Source organism: Janthinobacterium sp. CG_23.4 (genome assembly GCF_029892305.1).
In the GTDB taxonomy this organism is placed as follows: domain Bacteria; phylum Pseudomonadota; class Gammaproteobacteria; order Burkholderiales; family Burkholderiaceae_D; genus Janthinobacterium; species Janthinobacterium lividum_D.
The window spans coordinates 24220-38149 of the sequence record NZ_JARXUX010000001.1 but is presented as its reverse complement, the minus strand read 5'-3'; the positions used below and the strand labels follow the sequence as shown (position 1 = coordinate 38149).

Genomic DNA, 13930 nt, shown 5'->3' with positions numbered 1-13930 from the left:
ACAGCCACCCGTCACAACAACGTGGACGGTGAATCCGATGAGGACATTGCTTGTTTGAGGACAAGTAACGAGTCCATTCTGATTTTTCCCAAACCGCAGCGCTACTGGCCAGAAGGATCGGCTATCTGGCCCATACCCAAGCGAGTTCCAGCTGTGGTACAACAGCCTATGAACTCTCCTCGGAGCTTTATGAACATCCTTCTCGTTGACGATCACCCCCTCTTCCGCGAGGGCCTGTCGCTGGTGTTGCACTCTTTGATGGACGATGTCAGCACCAGCGAAGCCGGCAGCTGTGAGCAGGCTCTCGAGCACCTCGATTCGCACCGAGTGGACCTTGTGCTGCTCGACCTGGGTTTGCCGGGCATGAGTGGGTTTGAAGGCTTAGCGGCTGTGCGGCGCGACCATCCGGACGTGCCCGTGGTCGTGCTGTCTTCAAATGAAGATCGGGCGAGCGTGATGCAGGCCATCGATGGTGGGGCAATGGGATTCATCCCGAAGAGTTCCACTTCGGGCGTGCTGGCCGGTGCATTAAGGCTGATTCTGGCGAAAGGGGTCTATCTGCCAGCAACGGTATTCCTGTCTGACAGGAACGTTCCCAGCCCGGGTCCAAGCGCGCCGGCCACCCCTCGGGCACGCACCTGCGCCGACCTTGGCATGACCCAGCGCCAATCGGATGTGCTGCACTTGGTCTTACAGGGCAAATCGACAAAAATCATCTGTCGCGAGCTCGATCTTTCGCTCAGCACAATCAAGGCACATACCTCGGCCGCGCTGCGGGCCTTAAACGTTACCACTCGTACGCAAGCCGTTATTGCAGCAAATAAGCTGGGACTGGCGTTTCCGGGTTAGATATGCCGAGCATGGCGATGCACGCATTAAACAGGCTCGCTGGCCGGACTGGCTTGCGCAGCAGCATGCAGTGATCAGGCAGTGATGCCTGCGATGGTGGATTACTTTCACCCGTCACGATGATAGCGGCGATACTCTGTTCGCTGTCGCGACGAATGTAGTCAATCGCATGCAGACCACTGTCAGCACCACCGAGGCGCAAGTCGGTGACGATGAGATCGGGTATGCGTATATGACAGCTCAGTAAGTCGTGAATCTCAGCCGTAGAACGCGCAGCGATGACGTGGCAGCCCACCAGACCGAACAGCTGCTCCATGGCATACAGGGCATTCACGTCGTCATCAACAACGACGATGAAGGCCCCGCGTAAGCGCTGCGTATTTAAGCCAGGAACCGGGGATACGGCCGCAGCCTGTCGATGCGCTAATGGCAAGGTAATCTCGAACATTGAACCGCGCCCGGGCGTCGACGTTAAATGGATGGCCACTCCGAGCAAGGCGGCGGAGCGCTGCACAATGGAGAGCCCGAGCCCCAAGCCCTGTCTGGGCTCGCACCGCTGGGTGTCGATTTGATAAAACTCTTCAAAAATATGGCCTTGCAAAGCCGCCGCGATACCGACCCCGGTGTCATGCACTTGTAACCGCACAGTATTACCCACTCGGCGGCAACCTATCAAGACCTTGCCTGCAACGGTGTAGCGGATCGCGTTGCTCACCAAATTAGCCACAATTCTTTCCAGCAAAGCCGAATCGCTCCTGACCCCGTAGCGGCAGCGTGCGAATCGCAAACTCAGATTTTTCTCCTGCGCCAGCGGCTGGTAATTGAGCTCGACAAAAGCGAACAGATCTTCAAGCTCGATAGTCTGCATATCCAGAGTCACGGTGTGTGAATCGAGTTTCGAAATATCGAGCAGGCCGGAAAACAGCGACTCCATCCCGTGCACGGCGGCCTGGATCTTGCTAACCAGGTTACTCTCATCCGGATTATGCAAACGCTCGTACAATACCCCGAGCAGCAGCCCTACCGCATGCATCGGCTGCATCAGATCATGGCTGGCAGCGGCAAGAAACCGGGTCTTGGCCGCGCTGGCGCGCTCCGCCTCATCCTTGCGCAGCGCCAGTTCACCGAGCCGGCTGGAAAGCTCGGCATTCACAGCGGCTAACTCGGCGGCCTGGCGCCGTACCTTGGCCCCGACAAGTTCTAGCGCCGCTGTTCGCTGACTGACCTTTGCCTCCAGGTGTTCGTGGCTCTCGCCCAGGGCGATGGCCATCCGGTTGAACTCATGCGCCAACAACTCCACCTCATCGCCGGTCTCGATAACGATGCGCGTCTGCAGATCCCCGGCACCGATGCGTTCGGCCCCGACACGCACAGCAAGGATGGGGCTGGACATACGCCGTGCCAGCAGATAGCTCACCGCCACAGCAGCAACCAAAGCGACCAGAACCACAAATAGCGTCGCGCCCAGCGATTCCAGAATGGGATGGAATGCTTCGCGCGCCGGCTGCTGGACGAACAGCCACCACCGCGGTCCCCGCACGGGTGCAGCCACCGAGAGCACGGTGTTCCCGTTGAAGTCATACGTCATAGTCGGGCTTGTAGCCAAGCCACCGGAGAGCACGGCGGCCACCGCATCGGAGGCACGAAGGTCCAGATGGCGGAGCACCAGATTGGCGTCTGGATGGGCGATCAGCTGCCAGTCCTGATCGACAATATAGGCAGATCCGCTGGCGCCGGCGCGAATCGCAGTGACCGTCGAATGGATCTGCCGCAGGTCCACTTGTGCCAGCAGCGCACCACCGAGTCGGCTGCGCGATGCGATTGCGATATCGACATAGGGTTCTGAGCCATCGCGAAACAAGACGCGGCCATATGCCACCGGCCTATGGCGTGCTTCCCGCAGCAAAGTACGTTCGTGTTCGAGCAGGGGGATGCTAGCGCAGCCATCACTGCTATCCACACTCACCCGCGCTACCTCGATGCGCACGCAACCGTCGGCGCTGACGTAGCGCAACTGCAATAGCGACGGTACTTTTCGCAGCAGGCGGTGGATAACATCTCGCACGCCGGCGAGGTCGACGGGGCGTCCAGGTTGGTCATAGTCGAGCGCCCACAACATCGAATCCGTAATACTGGAGAGGAAAGACTGAATCTGCACGATCGCGAGCTGAGATTGTGCCATGAGTAACTCGTCGACGCGCGCGCGCTGGGCACGTACGCTCAATGCGGTCTGCACAACGCTGGCAATAATCAAGGTGGCAGCGATCATGCCCGTCAATACCAACAAGTACTTGCGAAACAGTGGCTGCCGAAAGCTCACTCGAGTATCCGGTCGGCACGGCGTAAAATCTCGGCGCTGAGGGCGTACGAATGCGCGTGCTTGGCCTTGAAGTTGATGAGTAATTCGAACTGGACTGGCCGGCTGACCGGGAATTCACCGGCTTTGCCACCTCGAAGGACATGGGCGACAGCACGGGCCAGGCGCATGTAAGCGTCCGATTGCACTGCACCAAAGTACATCAGCCCCCCATCATCGACAAACACCTGCGCCTCATACAGAGCGGGCAAGGCGAGGGCATCCATCTTCGCAATCACGTCACGGCGTCCATTCCACGTTATTGCAGTGGCAGAAACAATCACGGCGTCCGGCTTGGCATATCCGATTCGCGCGAGCAGGGCCGGCAAGTCCGTCTGCGCCGACACACTGTAGTCGAGCAACTCGACGCCACGCTTGCGCGCATATTCCTGCGCTTTCGCATGACAGCCACCGTCGGGGATGCTGGCGTCGCGCATAAAACCAATCCGCCGGGCTGCCGGCAAGGCGTCGCGCATGATCTCCACCAGTTTGTCGTCGATGCAGCGAAAGGTAGTGATTCCGGTCATACCTCGCCCCGGACGGGAGTAACTATCGACGAGGCCACGCTTGACGGGATCATCGTGAGCACGAAATACCACTGGAATCTCGGTTTTTCCGCGCGCGCTCAAGACCGCCTGCGCCGCATCAAAGTCGAAGCAGAGAATCAAATCTGGGTCCGCAGCGTCGAGCTTGAGCGCAAGATGGCGCAAGCGTTGCGGATCAAAGTCAGCGAACGCGTGGGTAAAGCGCACCTGGACCGCCATGGCTGGATCGTGTGCGCCAAACGCAGCCTGGAAGGCATCGAACGCCGTCGTGCTTTGCCCGGATGACGACAGGCAAGCAATGTGGAAACGAGGGCTTGCCCGCCCGTGCACAAGGATGGGAACAGCCGCAACGGCAATTAACAACCGACGCATCCTGCATGGAGGCTTCATTTTATCTGGCGACATTTCTTGCAGGCACTCCCGTGTCAGCACATCAAAAGACGACAGTAGAATTACATTGTCTTACCTTATAGAAAATGTTTCAATGATTAAGTTTCCCTATTTTGAACTCCCCTTCTCAAGGAAAGTCATGTCCATATCCTTCACATGCCAGCTCCTGGCCGCACTTTCCTTAGTTGCAGCCTTCTCCCATGCGTCCGTCGCCGCGCCAGGAACGCCGCAAATACCGATCGTTCATAAGCAGCTCTCACCGAAATGCGCATCCGGCGCGCTTGGCCCCGTGAGCGATCAACCCTCCAATAAGCTCATACCCCATCAATACATGCTCTTGTTGGTGTTCCAGAAAGGCCGTGGCAGCAAGTATTTTGGTGACGCTACCGTGAATCAATATGGCTGCATTCCCGATGTGGAAAGTCAGACAGACACCGCCACCAACAAAACGGTGTTGAAGGAAACCGGCACCTTGATGACGGTCGCCAACTGCCCGAATGACTGCGTATTCCCGCGCACCACCGTCACTGCAATGGAAGGCGGCGCCGATCCGCTCGATAGCAATCCGTGGGGGATCTTGTCGGCCACGGACACCACGCGCGCCGGTGGTGCGAGCAACAGCAAGATTGAGATCTGGGAGATTGCTGCGATCGACGCGTGTCACGCACGACGCGTGTATGCGTATCTGACCAAACGCGGAACCGACCGGGTACTGGCCAAGGCGCTGGCGCGCGGCGACATGCTGGGAGAAATCTTGGTCGGTTACCGGGATCCGAATTACAAAGAAGGACCGTCGACCGTTTGTAACTAGAACAGCAAGGCGACACACTCACCGCCGCCCGTCCCCTCCCCGGCTCTCCAGCCACTCGCGGCCACCGGCCTCCAGTGCGGCGTAAATCACTTTTTCCGGCAAGCTGTACACGGTCGCCCAGCTGGCGCGGCCATCCTGCGTGTTGGCGGGAAAGCTGTGCGTTTCGATGGGCCAGTGGTATTTGCGTTTGAGCGCCTTGACGATGGCGGCCAGGGAGACGCGGCCTTGCAGCGGTTCGGCGCCGGACTGGTCGCGGTGCGACAGCAGTACGGCCAGGACCTGGCCGCGACCCGTGCGTGCGCCGGGGAAGGTGGGGGGTTTGTTTGCCATCGCTTATTTTACCGCCGTCGACACGCTGCTGCCCGAAGACCTGGCTTGCTTTCGCGCATTGCGCGACGTGCTGCCGCGCTGTGGCGCGCTCGGACGCTGGGGCATTTTCCTGATCCACTGCCCAAGCGGCATATTCAACATGGGCGGCGCCCGCCAAGGCGCCGCGTTTTTACGCCAGCAGAGGCGTGTCAACCGAGCCGTGCCAACGCCTGGCGCGCCAGTTGCAGCTGCTGCAAATAATAGCGGTGCAACATGGCCGGATCGCTCAGGTCGCGCCCGAGTACCAGGCGCAGCTCGCTGGCAGGGCAATCGGCAGCCAGGGTCTGCACCTGGCCACCCAGTTGCCGGGCCAGCCGGCGTGCCGCCTGCGCTTGCGCGGGACGATGTTCGACGCGCGTGCGCGCCACCTGGAAGCTGGTTTCATTAGCCAGGCGCACCACCTGCACGGGATCGCCTGCCAGGCTGCGCGCCAGGGCGGCGGCCAAGCCAGGCACGCCATTGCCATTCACAATTTCCAGGCGCGGCGGTGGCGCGCCTGCCACCGGCATGGGTCGCAGCGGCAACAATTGCACCAAGGCGCTAGCGGGCAGGCTGCGCGCCGCCGGCAGGCGCTGCAGCTGGGCCATGCCATCGCGCTGCGTGATCTCCACGCGCGCCATGGCGGGCATCTCCTGGGCCGGTGCCGGTGCGGACTGCTGCGGCGCCGTGCCGCGCAATACAGCCATGTCGCGTCGCAAGTCGTGTTCCTGCAAGCTGGCAGCCTGGCGCCGCATGATGGCGGCGCGCTCATGCTGTCCCAGGCGTTCCAGCACCTGCGCCAAGTGTTGCCAAGCCAGTGCATTGAGCGGATCCAGCAAACACGCTTGCTCGAGCGCGGGCAAGGCTTGCGCGTCGCGCCCGCTCAGATAATAGGCATGGCCAAGATTGCTGAACAGATAGGCTTGCTGCGGCCGCGCCATGCCCGCTTGCTGCGTCAGCGCCTGCCAGTGCGCAATGGCAGCGACGTGCTCGCCGCGCTGCGCGTGCAGCACCGCCAGGCCGTTGCGCGCATTCACATGGCGCGGTGCATGGCGCAGTGCTTGCTCATAGGCCACTTGCGCGGCAGGCAAGTCGCCCCGTTCGAAATGCGTGCGCCCCGCCACATAGGCGGCATCGGCATCAGGCCACGCGGGCACCGGTGCATGGGCCAATTGCGTGGTACAGGCAAGCTGGCCCAGACCGACGCAGGCGACGGCCAGGCAGGAGAGTGTCAAGCGCATGCAAGCTCCTTTCAGCGGCTGGCCATGGCCGGCACGAGCACGCGATAGACTTCGATCACGGCCGGCCCCATGAGCACCAGCATCAGGGTGGGAAAGACGCAAAAAATCAGCGGGAACAGTAATTTCAAGGCGATCTTCGCTGCTGCCTCCTCGGCCAGCAGGCTGCGCTTGCTGCGCAGGTTTTCCGAATGCACGCGCAGCGAATCGCCCATGCTGGTGCCGAAGCGTTCCGATTGGATCAGCATGGCGACGAGGGTGTCGACATCTTCCACGCCGCTGCGCAGGGCCAGGTTGCGCAGCGCCTTTTCCTTGGAAAAGCCGGCGCGCATTTCCATCAGCACCAGCTGCAATTCCTGCGCCAGCACCACGCTTTTGATGTGGATTTCGCCCGCCACCTTGACCAGCGCGCGCTCCAGGCTCAGGCCCGCTTCCACGCACACGGTCAGCAAGTCGAGCGCATCGGGGATGTTTTCAAAAATATCGCGCTGGCGCCGCTTGGCCGTGCTGACCAGCACCAGGTTGGGCAGGTAGTAGCCGATGGTGGCGCTGACGCACAGCAGCAACAGCAGCACGCTGCGCAACTGCGCGGCCATGGCGCTGGCGGCATACAGCCCCAGCATGCTGGGCAACAGCAGGGCCAGCACGGTTTTCGCCGCAAAATACAAGGCTGGCGCGCTCGCTTGCCGCCAGCCCGCGTTCATGAAGCGCGTGCGCAGCGGCGAGCGCTCCCACCCCTCTTCCGGCAGCGACAGCTTGCTGAACGGCTGCGCCACGCGCGCCACCCGCTCGGCCCACCCAGTGTCGGCCACCGCATCGCTGGCGGCCGGCGTCATGGTGCCAAACAGGCGCTGGCGCAAGGTGCCAGGAAAGAAGATCAGCCACGCCAGCAGGGCCAGCGTCACCACCACGGCAAAGACGATCAACAAGAACAGCAATTGCGGGCCAGTCATGACGTTTTCTCCACCTTGTTAAATGCGGATGCGCATGACATTGCGCATCCAGAGCACGCCCAGCGCCACCATGCCGGCCGCATACCACAGCAGCTTGATGCCGGCAGGGTCGGTCCACAGCAGGCGGATGTATTGCGGATTTACCAGCGCCATGACGCCGATCATCACCACCGGCATCAGTCCCAGCACCCAGGCCGACATGCGCCCCTCGGCCGACAGCACGCGCACCTGCCACAGCAACTTCAAGCGTGCGCGGATGATGCGCGCGATGCTGACCAGCACTTCAGCCAGATTGCCGCCCGATTCACGCTGCACCAGCACGGCGATGACGAGGTAGCGCAAGTCCGTCAGCGGAATGCGCGCAGCCAGGTTTTGCAACGCCTCGTTCATCGGCACGCCGTAATTGATTTCCTCGTGCGCCATCCTGAATTCGCCGCTGATCGGCTCATTGAGTTCGTCGCCCACCATCTGCAACACATTCGAAAATGAGTGCCCGGCGCGCAGCGCGCGGGCCAGGAAATCGGCCGCTTCCGGCAATTGCGCCTCGATCTTTTTCAGCCGCGCCGCGCGCGCGCGCAGCACGCACAGGCACGGTGCGCTGACGGCGCCGGACAGCAGCAGCAAGGCCCCCGGCAAAGGTATGGAGCAGGCTGCCAACAGCAGCAGCGCTGCCAGCAACAGGGCGCCGGTAACGCCGATGAATTGCGCTACCGACCAGGACAAGCCCGATTGCAGCAGCAGGTGGTCGAGCTGCGCCGCCTGCGGCGCGCGCCGCAGCAAACGCTCCAGGCCGGGCGCACGCGCATAGCGGCGCTGCTTGAGGATGGAAACGCGCTCGCCGCCCGCCTCGCCGCGCGCCACCATCAGCCGCAAGCGCCGGTTGATGCGCCGCGCCGCGCTGCCATGCGTGCCCGACCACCACAGCCAGGCGCCTTCCACCAGCAGGATGCAGGCGGCAAACAGCAGCACGGCAAAGCCGTAGAACACCAGGTCCATGACACCACTCCTTAGGCATAAATACGATCCGGGTCGAAGACACTATCGGGCACCGGCGCGCCAAACATGCGCAGGCGCTCCATGAAGCGAGGCCGCACGCCCGTGGCGCAGAAGTGACCCTGCACCTTGCCGTCGGCATCCACCCCCGTCTGCTCGAAGCGAAAGATTTCATGCATGGCGATGATGTCGCCTTCCATGCCCGTCACTTCCTGCAGGCTGACGAGCTTGCGCGCGCCGTCTGTCAGACGCGACACTTGCATCACCACCGTCACGGCCGAGCAAATCTGCTGGCGCGTGGCGCGCGGCGTCAAGTTTACATTAGCCATGCCGACCATGTTTTCCAGCCGCGCCAACGCGTCCCTCGCCGTGTTCGAATGGATGGTCGCCAGCGAACCCTCATGGCCCGTGTTCATCGCCTGCAGCATGTCGAGTGCCTCGGCGCCGCGCACCTCGCCCAGGATGATGCGATCAGGGCGCATGCGCAGCGCGTTGCGCACCAGCGCGCGCTGGCTCACTTCTCCCTTGCCCTCGATATTCGGCGGCCGCGTTTCCAGGCGCACCACATGCGGCTGGCGCAGCGCCAGTTCGGCCGCATCCTCGATGGTGACGATGCGCTCGCTTCCGGGAATGAAACCGGACAGCACGTTGAGCAAGGTCGTCTTGCCGCTGCCCGTGCCGCCCGAGATCAAGATATTCACTTTGGCCTGGCCCAGCGCCTGCAGCACCTGCACCATGGGCGGCGTCAAGCTTTTGTAGTCGAGCAGGTTGGCGATGCTCAAAGGTTGCACGGCAAAACGGCGGATCGACAGGATAGGCCCATCGACGGCCAATGGCGGAATGATGGCGTTGACCCTGGAGCCATCGGGCAGGCGCGCATCGACCATCGGGCTCGATTCATCGACGCGTCGTCCCACGCGCGAGACGATTTTTTCGATGATCTTCATCAGATGCGCATTATCGTGAAAGGTCACGTCCGTCAGTTGCAGCCGCCCGCCCCGTTCGACATACACCTTGTCGCAGGTATTGACGAGGATATCGGACACGCTGGCATCGGCCAGCAAGGGTTCCAGCGGACCAAAGCCCAGCATCTCGTACTGGATATCGAGCACCAGGCTATGTCGCTCATGCTGGTTCAGCACGATGCGCTCTTCCTCGATCACGCGCTGCACCAGCAGCGCCAGCTCGTGCTTGAACTGCTCGGCCGTCAGACGTTTCAAGCGTTCCAGGTCGATGCGGTCGAGTATCGTCTGGTGCATGCTCTTCTTCAATTCCTGGTAGGCGTGCAGCGCCAGCGCCCCTTGCCCATTGCTGACGGGGCGCACCGTTTCATTCGCCGCCAGGCGTTCGCGTAAAGTCATCTCGGCTCCCATGATGGCCCCCGGCGGGAGCCTTGATATCAGTCATTTTCCGCCCCGTCAAACCTCGCTGCGGCTGAACAGGCGGTCGAATAGGCCACGGCTTTCCGTCACGCGGCGCGCCGTCACCAGTTCCACCAGTTCGGCCAGGCTGCGCGCCACGGCGCTGGTGCGCGACAACCGCAGCAGCGCAATGCCCTGGTTGACCGAGTCCGTAGCGGCAATGTAATCGTTGGGCACCGTATGCACCACTTCCGCGCCCAGCGCTTGCTCCAGGTCCGCCAGGCGCAGGCGCCCGCCCTTTTCATAGCGATTGACGAGCAGGCGCAAACGCTCGGCCGGATAACCGAGCGAGCGGAAAATGTCGAGCAGGCGGCGTCCATCGCGGATGTCAGGCAAGGCCAACTGCAGCACCGGATAGATGGCGTCGGCGTTGTCGAGTGCGCGCAGCGACAGCGCATCGATCTGGCGCCCGACGTCGAGCACAATGTAATCATAGTGCTGGCGCGCCACGGCCAGGATGCGGTCCATGTGATCGGGCTGCATGTCGACCTTGTGCGCCGGGTCGTCGGCCGCCGCCAGCACGCCAAAATTGGGCGTCACGTGCACCAGACACGAGGCGAGAAAAGCGCCATCCATGCGTGCGATCTGCGCGCAAATGTCGGACAGGGTCATGGCCGGTTTCTGGTCCGAGACATACAAGGTAGCGTCGCCGAACTGGCCGTGCAGGTCGATCAAGAGCACCTTGCAACCGGCCAGGCTTGCCAGCGCGTAGGAAAAATTCGTCGACAAAAAGGTAGCGCCGCTGCCGCCCTTGCACGAGATGAAAGCGAGGACCTTGCCATCGCGCATCTGCGTCACGCCGGCCTGGATATCGACACGGTCCATCGCTTCATGAAAGGCCTTGTGCACCAGCGGTAGTTGCAGCACTTCGCGCATGCCGGCGCGCATGGCGCGGATCAGCACATCCTGCTGCTGGCCGCGCGTAAGCAGCATCAGCACGGCCAGCGGATACTGGCGCGCCAGTCGTTCCAGCAAGTCCGCCTCGTCGGCGTCAAGGCCGCTGGCATCGACGATCACCAATTCCGGCGCTTCGGGCAACATGCGCTCGACGGCGTCGCGCAGGCCGCTGCGTCGCTCCAGCAGACGCAGCACCGGCATGCGGGCCGCACCCTGCGCCGCGATTTCATCATGCAAGCCGGCGTCGCGGCTAATCATCAAGGCTTTCATCAACCCTCCTTCATTCAAGGCAACATATTCGGCTGCGCCGGAGGATCGGCGCTCATGGACAAAAATCGGGATTGTCCGGATAGCCCAGCGACTCGGCCGCCGCCATGGTGGCCGCGCTGGGCAACCGTATGGCCCCTGCGCCGGAGGGAAACATCATCCCCAGCAGCGGCAGCACGGGCCGGTACGGCACTGTCTCGCAGCGCACATCGTCGCTCGGCACGCACAGGCGCGCGCGCACGAAGCGGATGCAGCTGGCACCATGCGGATCGTCCAGGCAATTGATGCGGTTGCGTTGCGGGCAGCCTGGCATGACCGTCACCGGCACTGCCGCCAACGCGCCGCCGCCCGCCTGCGACAGATAGTCGATGCGCACATACGCATCGCTAAGGCCGCCACCGAGCGGCAACGCGCCCGGCGTAGTGCGCAGCACGGCGTGCGTGCGCACCGCCTGCAGCGCAGCGGCATTGCTGAAATCGGTGACGGCGGCGGCGCGCGCCGCGCGCCGGGTGATCTCGTGCACCAGGTTCCACATGTAGACGGCGCGCGCCACTTCCAGCATGGCAAACAGGAAGAAAAAGAACAGCAGCGCCAGCATGGCGAATTCGACAGCGAAGACGCCGCCCTGGTGCTGCCGCCGCTGCTCGATAGACAGGTTAATTGACATAGCGCAATATCGCATTCGCCCGCAGCGGGATAGGCGCCAGTTGCGGTAACCATTTACGCGTCAGCTCGGGCAGGAAATCGACCGGCATGTCCACGGCGACCTTGATGCGCACCTGCAGCGGTGCCGTGGGGAAGTTGCCGCAGTTATAGGACTCATCGGCGTACACGCAGTCCACGATCACCCGGACGGTCTCCATGTGCGGCCAGCTTTCGGCCATCGCCTCGACCACCATTTGCCGGGAAAACGCAACGCCCTGGGTTGCCGTGCCAATGCTGCCCATCTGTGACAGCGGCATGGTCGCCAGGTAGCGCGCCGCATCGTGCGTACTTTTTTGCAGGGCCGTGTACACCAGCAGTGCGCGCCCGAACAAGAGCACGAAAGGCAACAGCCCTATGAAAAACAGCAGGATCAAGGCCAGCTCGATGGCGGCGACACCATCCTGGCGCCGTGGCGCGCGGCGGCGCGGCTTCATTGCAGCAGCTCCGCCGGACCGAGCAACGATCCCTCGTTCGCCAAGCCGGCAAATTCGGCGCTCAGCATGCCATTGCTGGCCGGCGCCGTCATGAAGAAGCGGCCGATACCGCGCACCTGCGCCAGCACGTCATTACCGGCTGGCAAGGGGCAGGCCAGCAACGCAATGTGCAGCAAGCGCCGCTGTGCCACACCCGTGTTGCCGCTAAGCGCAGTCTGGTAAGCCGTTGTCAGATACGGCGCTTTATCGCTTGGATAGAGGGACTTGGCGACCGGCGCGGTCGGGGCCGCGGGATACAGCTTGGCCCAGTCGCTGATGGCAAACGACAAGTAGCCGCCAGCCGGCTTCGGATTGCTGTACCTGGCCGCCCTGCCAAACGACCACAGCGGTCCGTAACTGCCGACGGCGGGCGGCGTCGCATTCGATTCCGGATCGGCCACGGACAACAACGGGTTGCCGCTGCTCAGGGCGCTGGGGGCATCGGGCATATTCATCATCCACCAGTTCGCGGCCGTATTCGGATACGCGCGGATATTCATGTCCGGTGGCGCCGTGACGGGGTGGCAGCCGCTGCCCGCATACTGGTTGAAGCGCGCATTGAAGGCCGGCCACAGCGCGCTGGGAAAAGGTCGGTGCACATGCACCTGGGCGCTGCCGATGCGCCGATACAGCACCGTGCCGCTGCAGACAAACGGCAGCACGCTCGACTCGCTGACCTGCTGCGACGGCCCCACCAGGCCCGGCTGGCCCAGCGGATTGAGCACGAAGTGTTCGGGTACCGCGCCATGCGCATTAAGCTTCAACAAGTTATACGCCACGCCACGCCGGAAGCCATATTCCAGCAACTCGACGGCCGGTAGCAGGGCCGCATTCGTGCGCGCGCTGGCGGCACTGCCCGACAGCGCGCAGATGGCCAGTGGCGTCAAGTGCAAGCTGGACCGTCCAGCCACGGCGCGCGCGCGCGTGTCCAGCGTGCGCAGCGCCGGCGACCAGGCACCCAGAAACGCCGTCGCCACCTGCCCCAGCGAGGGTGTATTGGCCTGCGTATCGACGCGCGCGAACAGCGCCGTGGCAGGGTCGGGCACGGCACCCGCCGCATACCACTCACTGGCGGGCGCGTCGGATGCGCTGGCGAAGCGGATGCTGGCATCGGACAGGATGGCGCCCTCCATGCGGCGCCGCCATACACTCCGGTCGGCCGCACTGTGCTTGGCTCTTTCCACGGCAACGAGCAGGCCCTCGGGCGTGCCCACCAGTTCCGCCGCCGCTGCCAGCGCCGCATTGTCGGCCAGGTTCTGCAGTTCCGTCTTGCGACCGATGACCTGTCCCACGTCTAATGCCAGGCCGATAAAGCCCAGCACCACGATCAGCAGGATGGAAAAGGCGATCAGTATCGCCCCACGCTGGCGCTGACTTCTATTTGCCATTGCCGCCTCCCAGCATAAATTGCACGGGCTGCGGGGCCTGCCCGTGCGGTTCGGCAAACGCGGCACGGTAGCGCTGCATGATGGCGTGCGCGCTGGGGCCATCAAGGCCATCGGCCGGCAGGCGGTTGCCGGCGCTGGACGGATCGCGCACCTGCTGCGCCATGGCCAGGCGCACGGCGTCGCCAAAGCGCCGGTCCAGCTGCGGCGTGCTGCCATGCGTACAGGCAGCCAGCTGCAGCGCCAGCAGCAGCGCCGCCAAGCGCCGCAACAACATCAAAAGCGAGTTTGGCATGGTA

14 protein-coding genes are annotated in these 13930 nt (G+C 62.9%); 2 read left to right on the top strand and 12 right to left on the bottom strand.

Going from position 1 to position 13930, the window contains the following annotated elements:
- The first annotated feature begins 189 nt into the window (after nucleotides 1-189).
- A complete protein-coding gene (locus H4V96_RS00175; protein WP_029496103.1) occupies nucleotides 190-849 on the top strand; it encodes a response regulator transcription factor in 660 nt (219 codons plus the stop codon).
- Here H4V96_RS00175 and H4V96_RS00170 read toward each other — a convergent pair.
- Together H4V96_RS00170 and H4V96_RS00165 are read right to left on the bottom strand one after the other, a co-directional pair.
- The gene (locus H4V96_RS00170; protein WP_196856934.1) at nucleotides 809-3169 is read right to left on the bottom strand and encodes an ATP-binding protein; all 2361 of its coding nucleotides are present in this window, start codon (nucleotides 3167-3169) and stop codon (nucleotides 809-811) included. The two genes, H4V96_RS00175 and H4V96_RS00170, sit on opposite strands and share 41 nt — an antisense overlap.
- Nucleotides 3166-4155, bottom strand: coding sequence for an ABC transporter substrate-binding protein (locus tag H4V96_RS00165; RefSeq protein ID WP_280720628.1), 990 nt, complete (start codon nucleotides 4153-4155; stop codon nucleotides 3166-3168). Before H4V96_RS00165 ends, H4V96_RS00170 begins: the two co-directional genes overlap by 4 nt.
- 124 nt (nucleotides 4156-4279) lie before the next feature.
- Between H4V96_RS00165 and H4V96_RS00160 the strand changes: the two genes are divergently transcribed.
- Nucleotides 4280-4951, top strand: a complete 672-nt coding sequence (locus H4V96_RS00160) for a hypothetical protein (RefSeq protein ID WP_128089115.1) — start codon at nucleotides 4280-4282, stop codon at nucleotides 4949-4951.
- Between the two features lie 18 nt (nucleotides 4952-4969).
- Here the strand turns inward: H4V96_RS00160 and H4V96_RS00155 are convergent, their stop codons facing one another.
- The 10 genes from H4V96_RS00155 to H4V96_RS00110 form a co-directional block, all read right to left on the bottom strand.
- Nucleotides 4970-5281: a hypothetical protein gene (locus tag H4V96_RS00155; protein WP_010394090.1), complete on the bottom strand. Its 312-nt coding sequence runs from the start codon at nucleotides 5279-5281 to the stop codon at nucleotides 4970-4972.
- Between the two features lie 188 nt (nucleotides 5282-5469).
- A complete protein-coding gene (locus H4V96_RS00150) occupies nucleotides 5470-6540 on the bottom strand; it encodes a tetratricopeptide repeat protein (RefSeq protein ID WP_196856932.1) in 1071 nt (356 codons plus the stop codon).
- Nucleotides 6541-6551: 11 nt separating this feature from the next.
- The gene (locus H4V96_RS00145; RefSeq protein ID WP_010394086.1) at nucleotides 6552-7490 is read right to left on the bottom strand and encodes a type II secretion system F family protein; all 939 of its coding nucleotides are present in this window, start codon (nucleotides 7488-7490) and stop codon (nucleotides 6552-6554) included.
- Between the two features lie 18 nt (nucleotides 7491-7508).
- On the bottom strand, nucleotides 7509-8486 hold the full coding sequence (locus H4V96_RS00140) for a type II secretion system F family protein (RefSeq protein WP_196856931.1): 978 nt from the start codon (nucleotides 8484-8486) through the stop codon (nucleotides 7509-7511).
- An 11-nt stretch (nucleotides 8487-8497) separates the two neighbouring features.
- Nucleotides 8498-9844, bottom strand: a complete 1347-nt coding sequence (locus H4V96_RS00135; RefSeq protein ID WP_196856930.1) for a CpaF family protein — start codon at nucleotides 9842-9844, stop codon at nucleotides 8498-8500.
- Between the two features lie 57 nt (nucleotides 9845-9901).
- Nucleotides 9902-11071 carry an AAA family ATPase gene (locus tag H4V96_RS00130; protein WP_196856929.1) on the bottom strand — a complete coding sequence of 390 codons (1170 nt, stop codon included), beginning with the start codon at nucleotides 11069-11071 and terminating at the stop codon, nucleotides 9902-9904.
- Nucleotides 11072-11123: 52 nt separating this feature from the next.
- Nucleotides 11124-11735, bottom strand: a complete 612-nt coding sequence (locus tag H4V96_RS00125; RefSeq protein ID WP_010394078.1) for a TadE/TadG family type IV pilus assembly protein — start codon at nucleotides 11733-11735, stop codon at nucleotides 11124-11126.
- Nucleotides 11725-12207, bottom strand: coding sequence for a TadE/TadG family type IV pilus assembly protein (locus H4V96_RS00120; RefSeq protein WP_196856928.1), 483 nt, complete (start codon nucleotides 12205-12207; stop codon nucleotides 11725-11727). Before H4V96_RS00120 ends, H4V96_RS00125 begins: the two co-directional genes overlap by 11 nt.
- Nucleotides 12204-13634: a pilus assembly protein TadG-related protein gene (locus H4V96_RS00115; protein ID WP_280720627.1), complete on the bottom strand. Its 1431-nt coding sequence runs from the start codon at nucleotides 13632-13634 to the stop codon at nucleotides 12204-12206. Before H4V96_RS00115 ends, H4V96_RS00120 begins: the two co-directional genes overlap by 4 nt.
- Entirely contained in the window at nucleotides 13624-13926 is a 303-nt protein-coding gene (locus tag H4V96_RS00110) for a hypothetical protein (RefSeq protein WP_010394073.1), read from the bottom strand. The genes H4V96_RS00115 and H4V96_RS00110 overlap by 11 nt, the downstream gene beginning before the upstream one ends.
- Nucleotides 13927-13930: the final 4 nt, after the last annotated feature.

Coding starts and splice junctions, on each gene's coding strand:
- H4V96_RS00110 (WP_010394073.1), bottom strand. CDS start 13,926: ATGCCAAACTCGCTTTTGATGTTGTTGCGGCGCTTGGCGGCGCTGCTG.
- H4V96_RS00160 (WP_128089115.1), top strand. CDS start 4,280: ATGTCCATATCCTTCACATGCCAGCTCCTGGCCGCACTTTCCTTAGTT.
- H4V96_RS00130 (WP_196856929.1), bottom strand. CDS start 11,071: ATGAAAGCCTTGATGATTAGCCGCGACGCCGGCTTGCATGATGAAATC.
- H4V96_RS00145 (WP_010394086.1), bottom strand. CDS start 7,490: ATGACTGGCCCGCAATTGCTGTTCTTGTTGATCGTCTTTGCCGTGGTG.
- H4V96_RS00135 (WP_196856930.1), bottom strand. CDS start 9,844: ATGACTTTACGCGAACGCCTGGCGGCGAATGAAACGGTGCGCCCCGTC.
- H4V96_RS00175 (WP_029496103.1), top strand. CDS start 190: ATGAACATCCTTCTCGTTGACGATCACCCCCTCTTCCGCGAGGGCCTG.
- H4V96_RS00120 (WP_196856928.1), bottom strand. CDS start 12,207: ATGAAGCCGCGCCGCCGCGCGCCACGGCGCCAGGATGGTGTCGCCGCC.
- H4V96_RS00155 (WP_010394090.1), bottom strand. CDS start 5,281: ATGGCAAACAAACCCCCCACCTTCCCCGGCGCACGCACGGGTCGCGGC.
- H4V96_RS00140 (WP_196856931.1), bottom strand. CDS start 8,486: ATGGACCTGGTGTTCTACGGCTTTGCCGTGCTGCTGTTTGCCGCCTGC.
- H4V96_RS00150 (WP_196856932.1), bottom strand. CDS start 6,540: ATGCGCTTGACACTCTCCTGCCTGGCCGTCGCCTGCGTCGGTCTGGGC.
- H4V96_RS00165 (WP_280720628.1), bottom strand. CDS start 4,155: ATGTCGCCAGATAAAATGAAGCCTCCATGCAGGATGCGTCGGTTGTTA.
- H4V96_RS00125 (WP_010394078.1), bottom strand. CDS start 11,735: ATGTCAATTAACCTGTCTATCGAGCAGCGGCGGCAGCACCAGGGCGGC.
- H4V96_RS00115 (WP_280720627.1), bottom strand. CDS start 13,634: ATGGCAAATAGAAGTCAGCGCCAGCGTGGGGCGATACTGATCGCCTTT.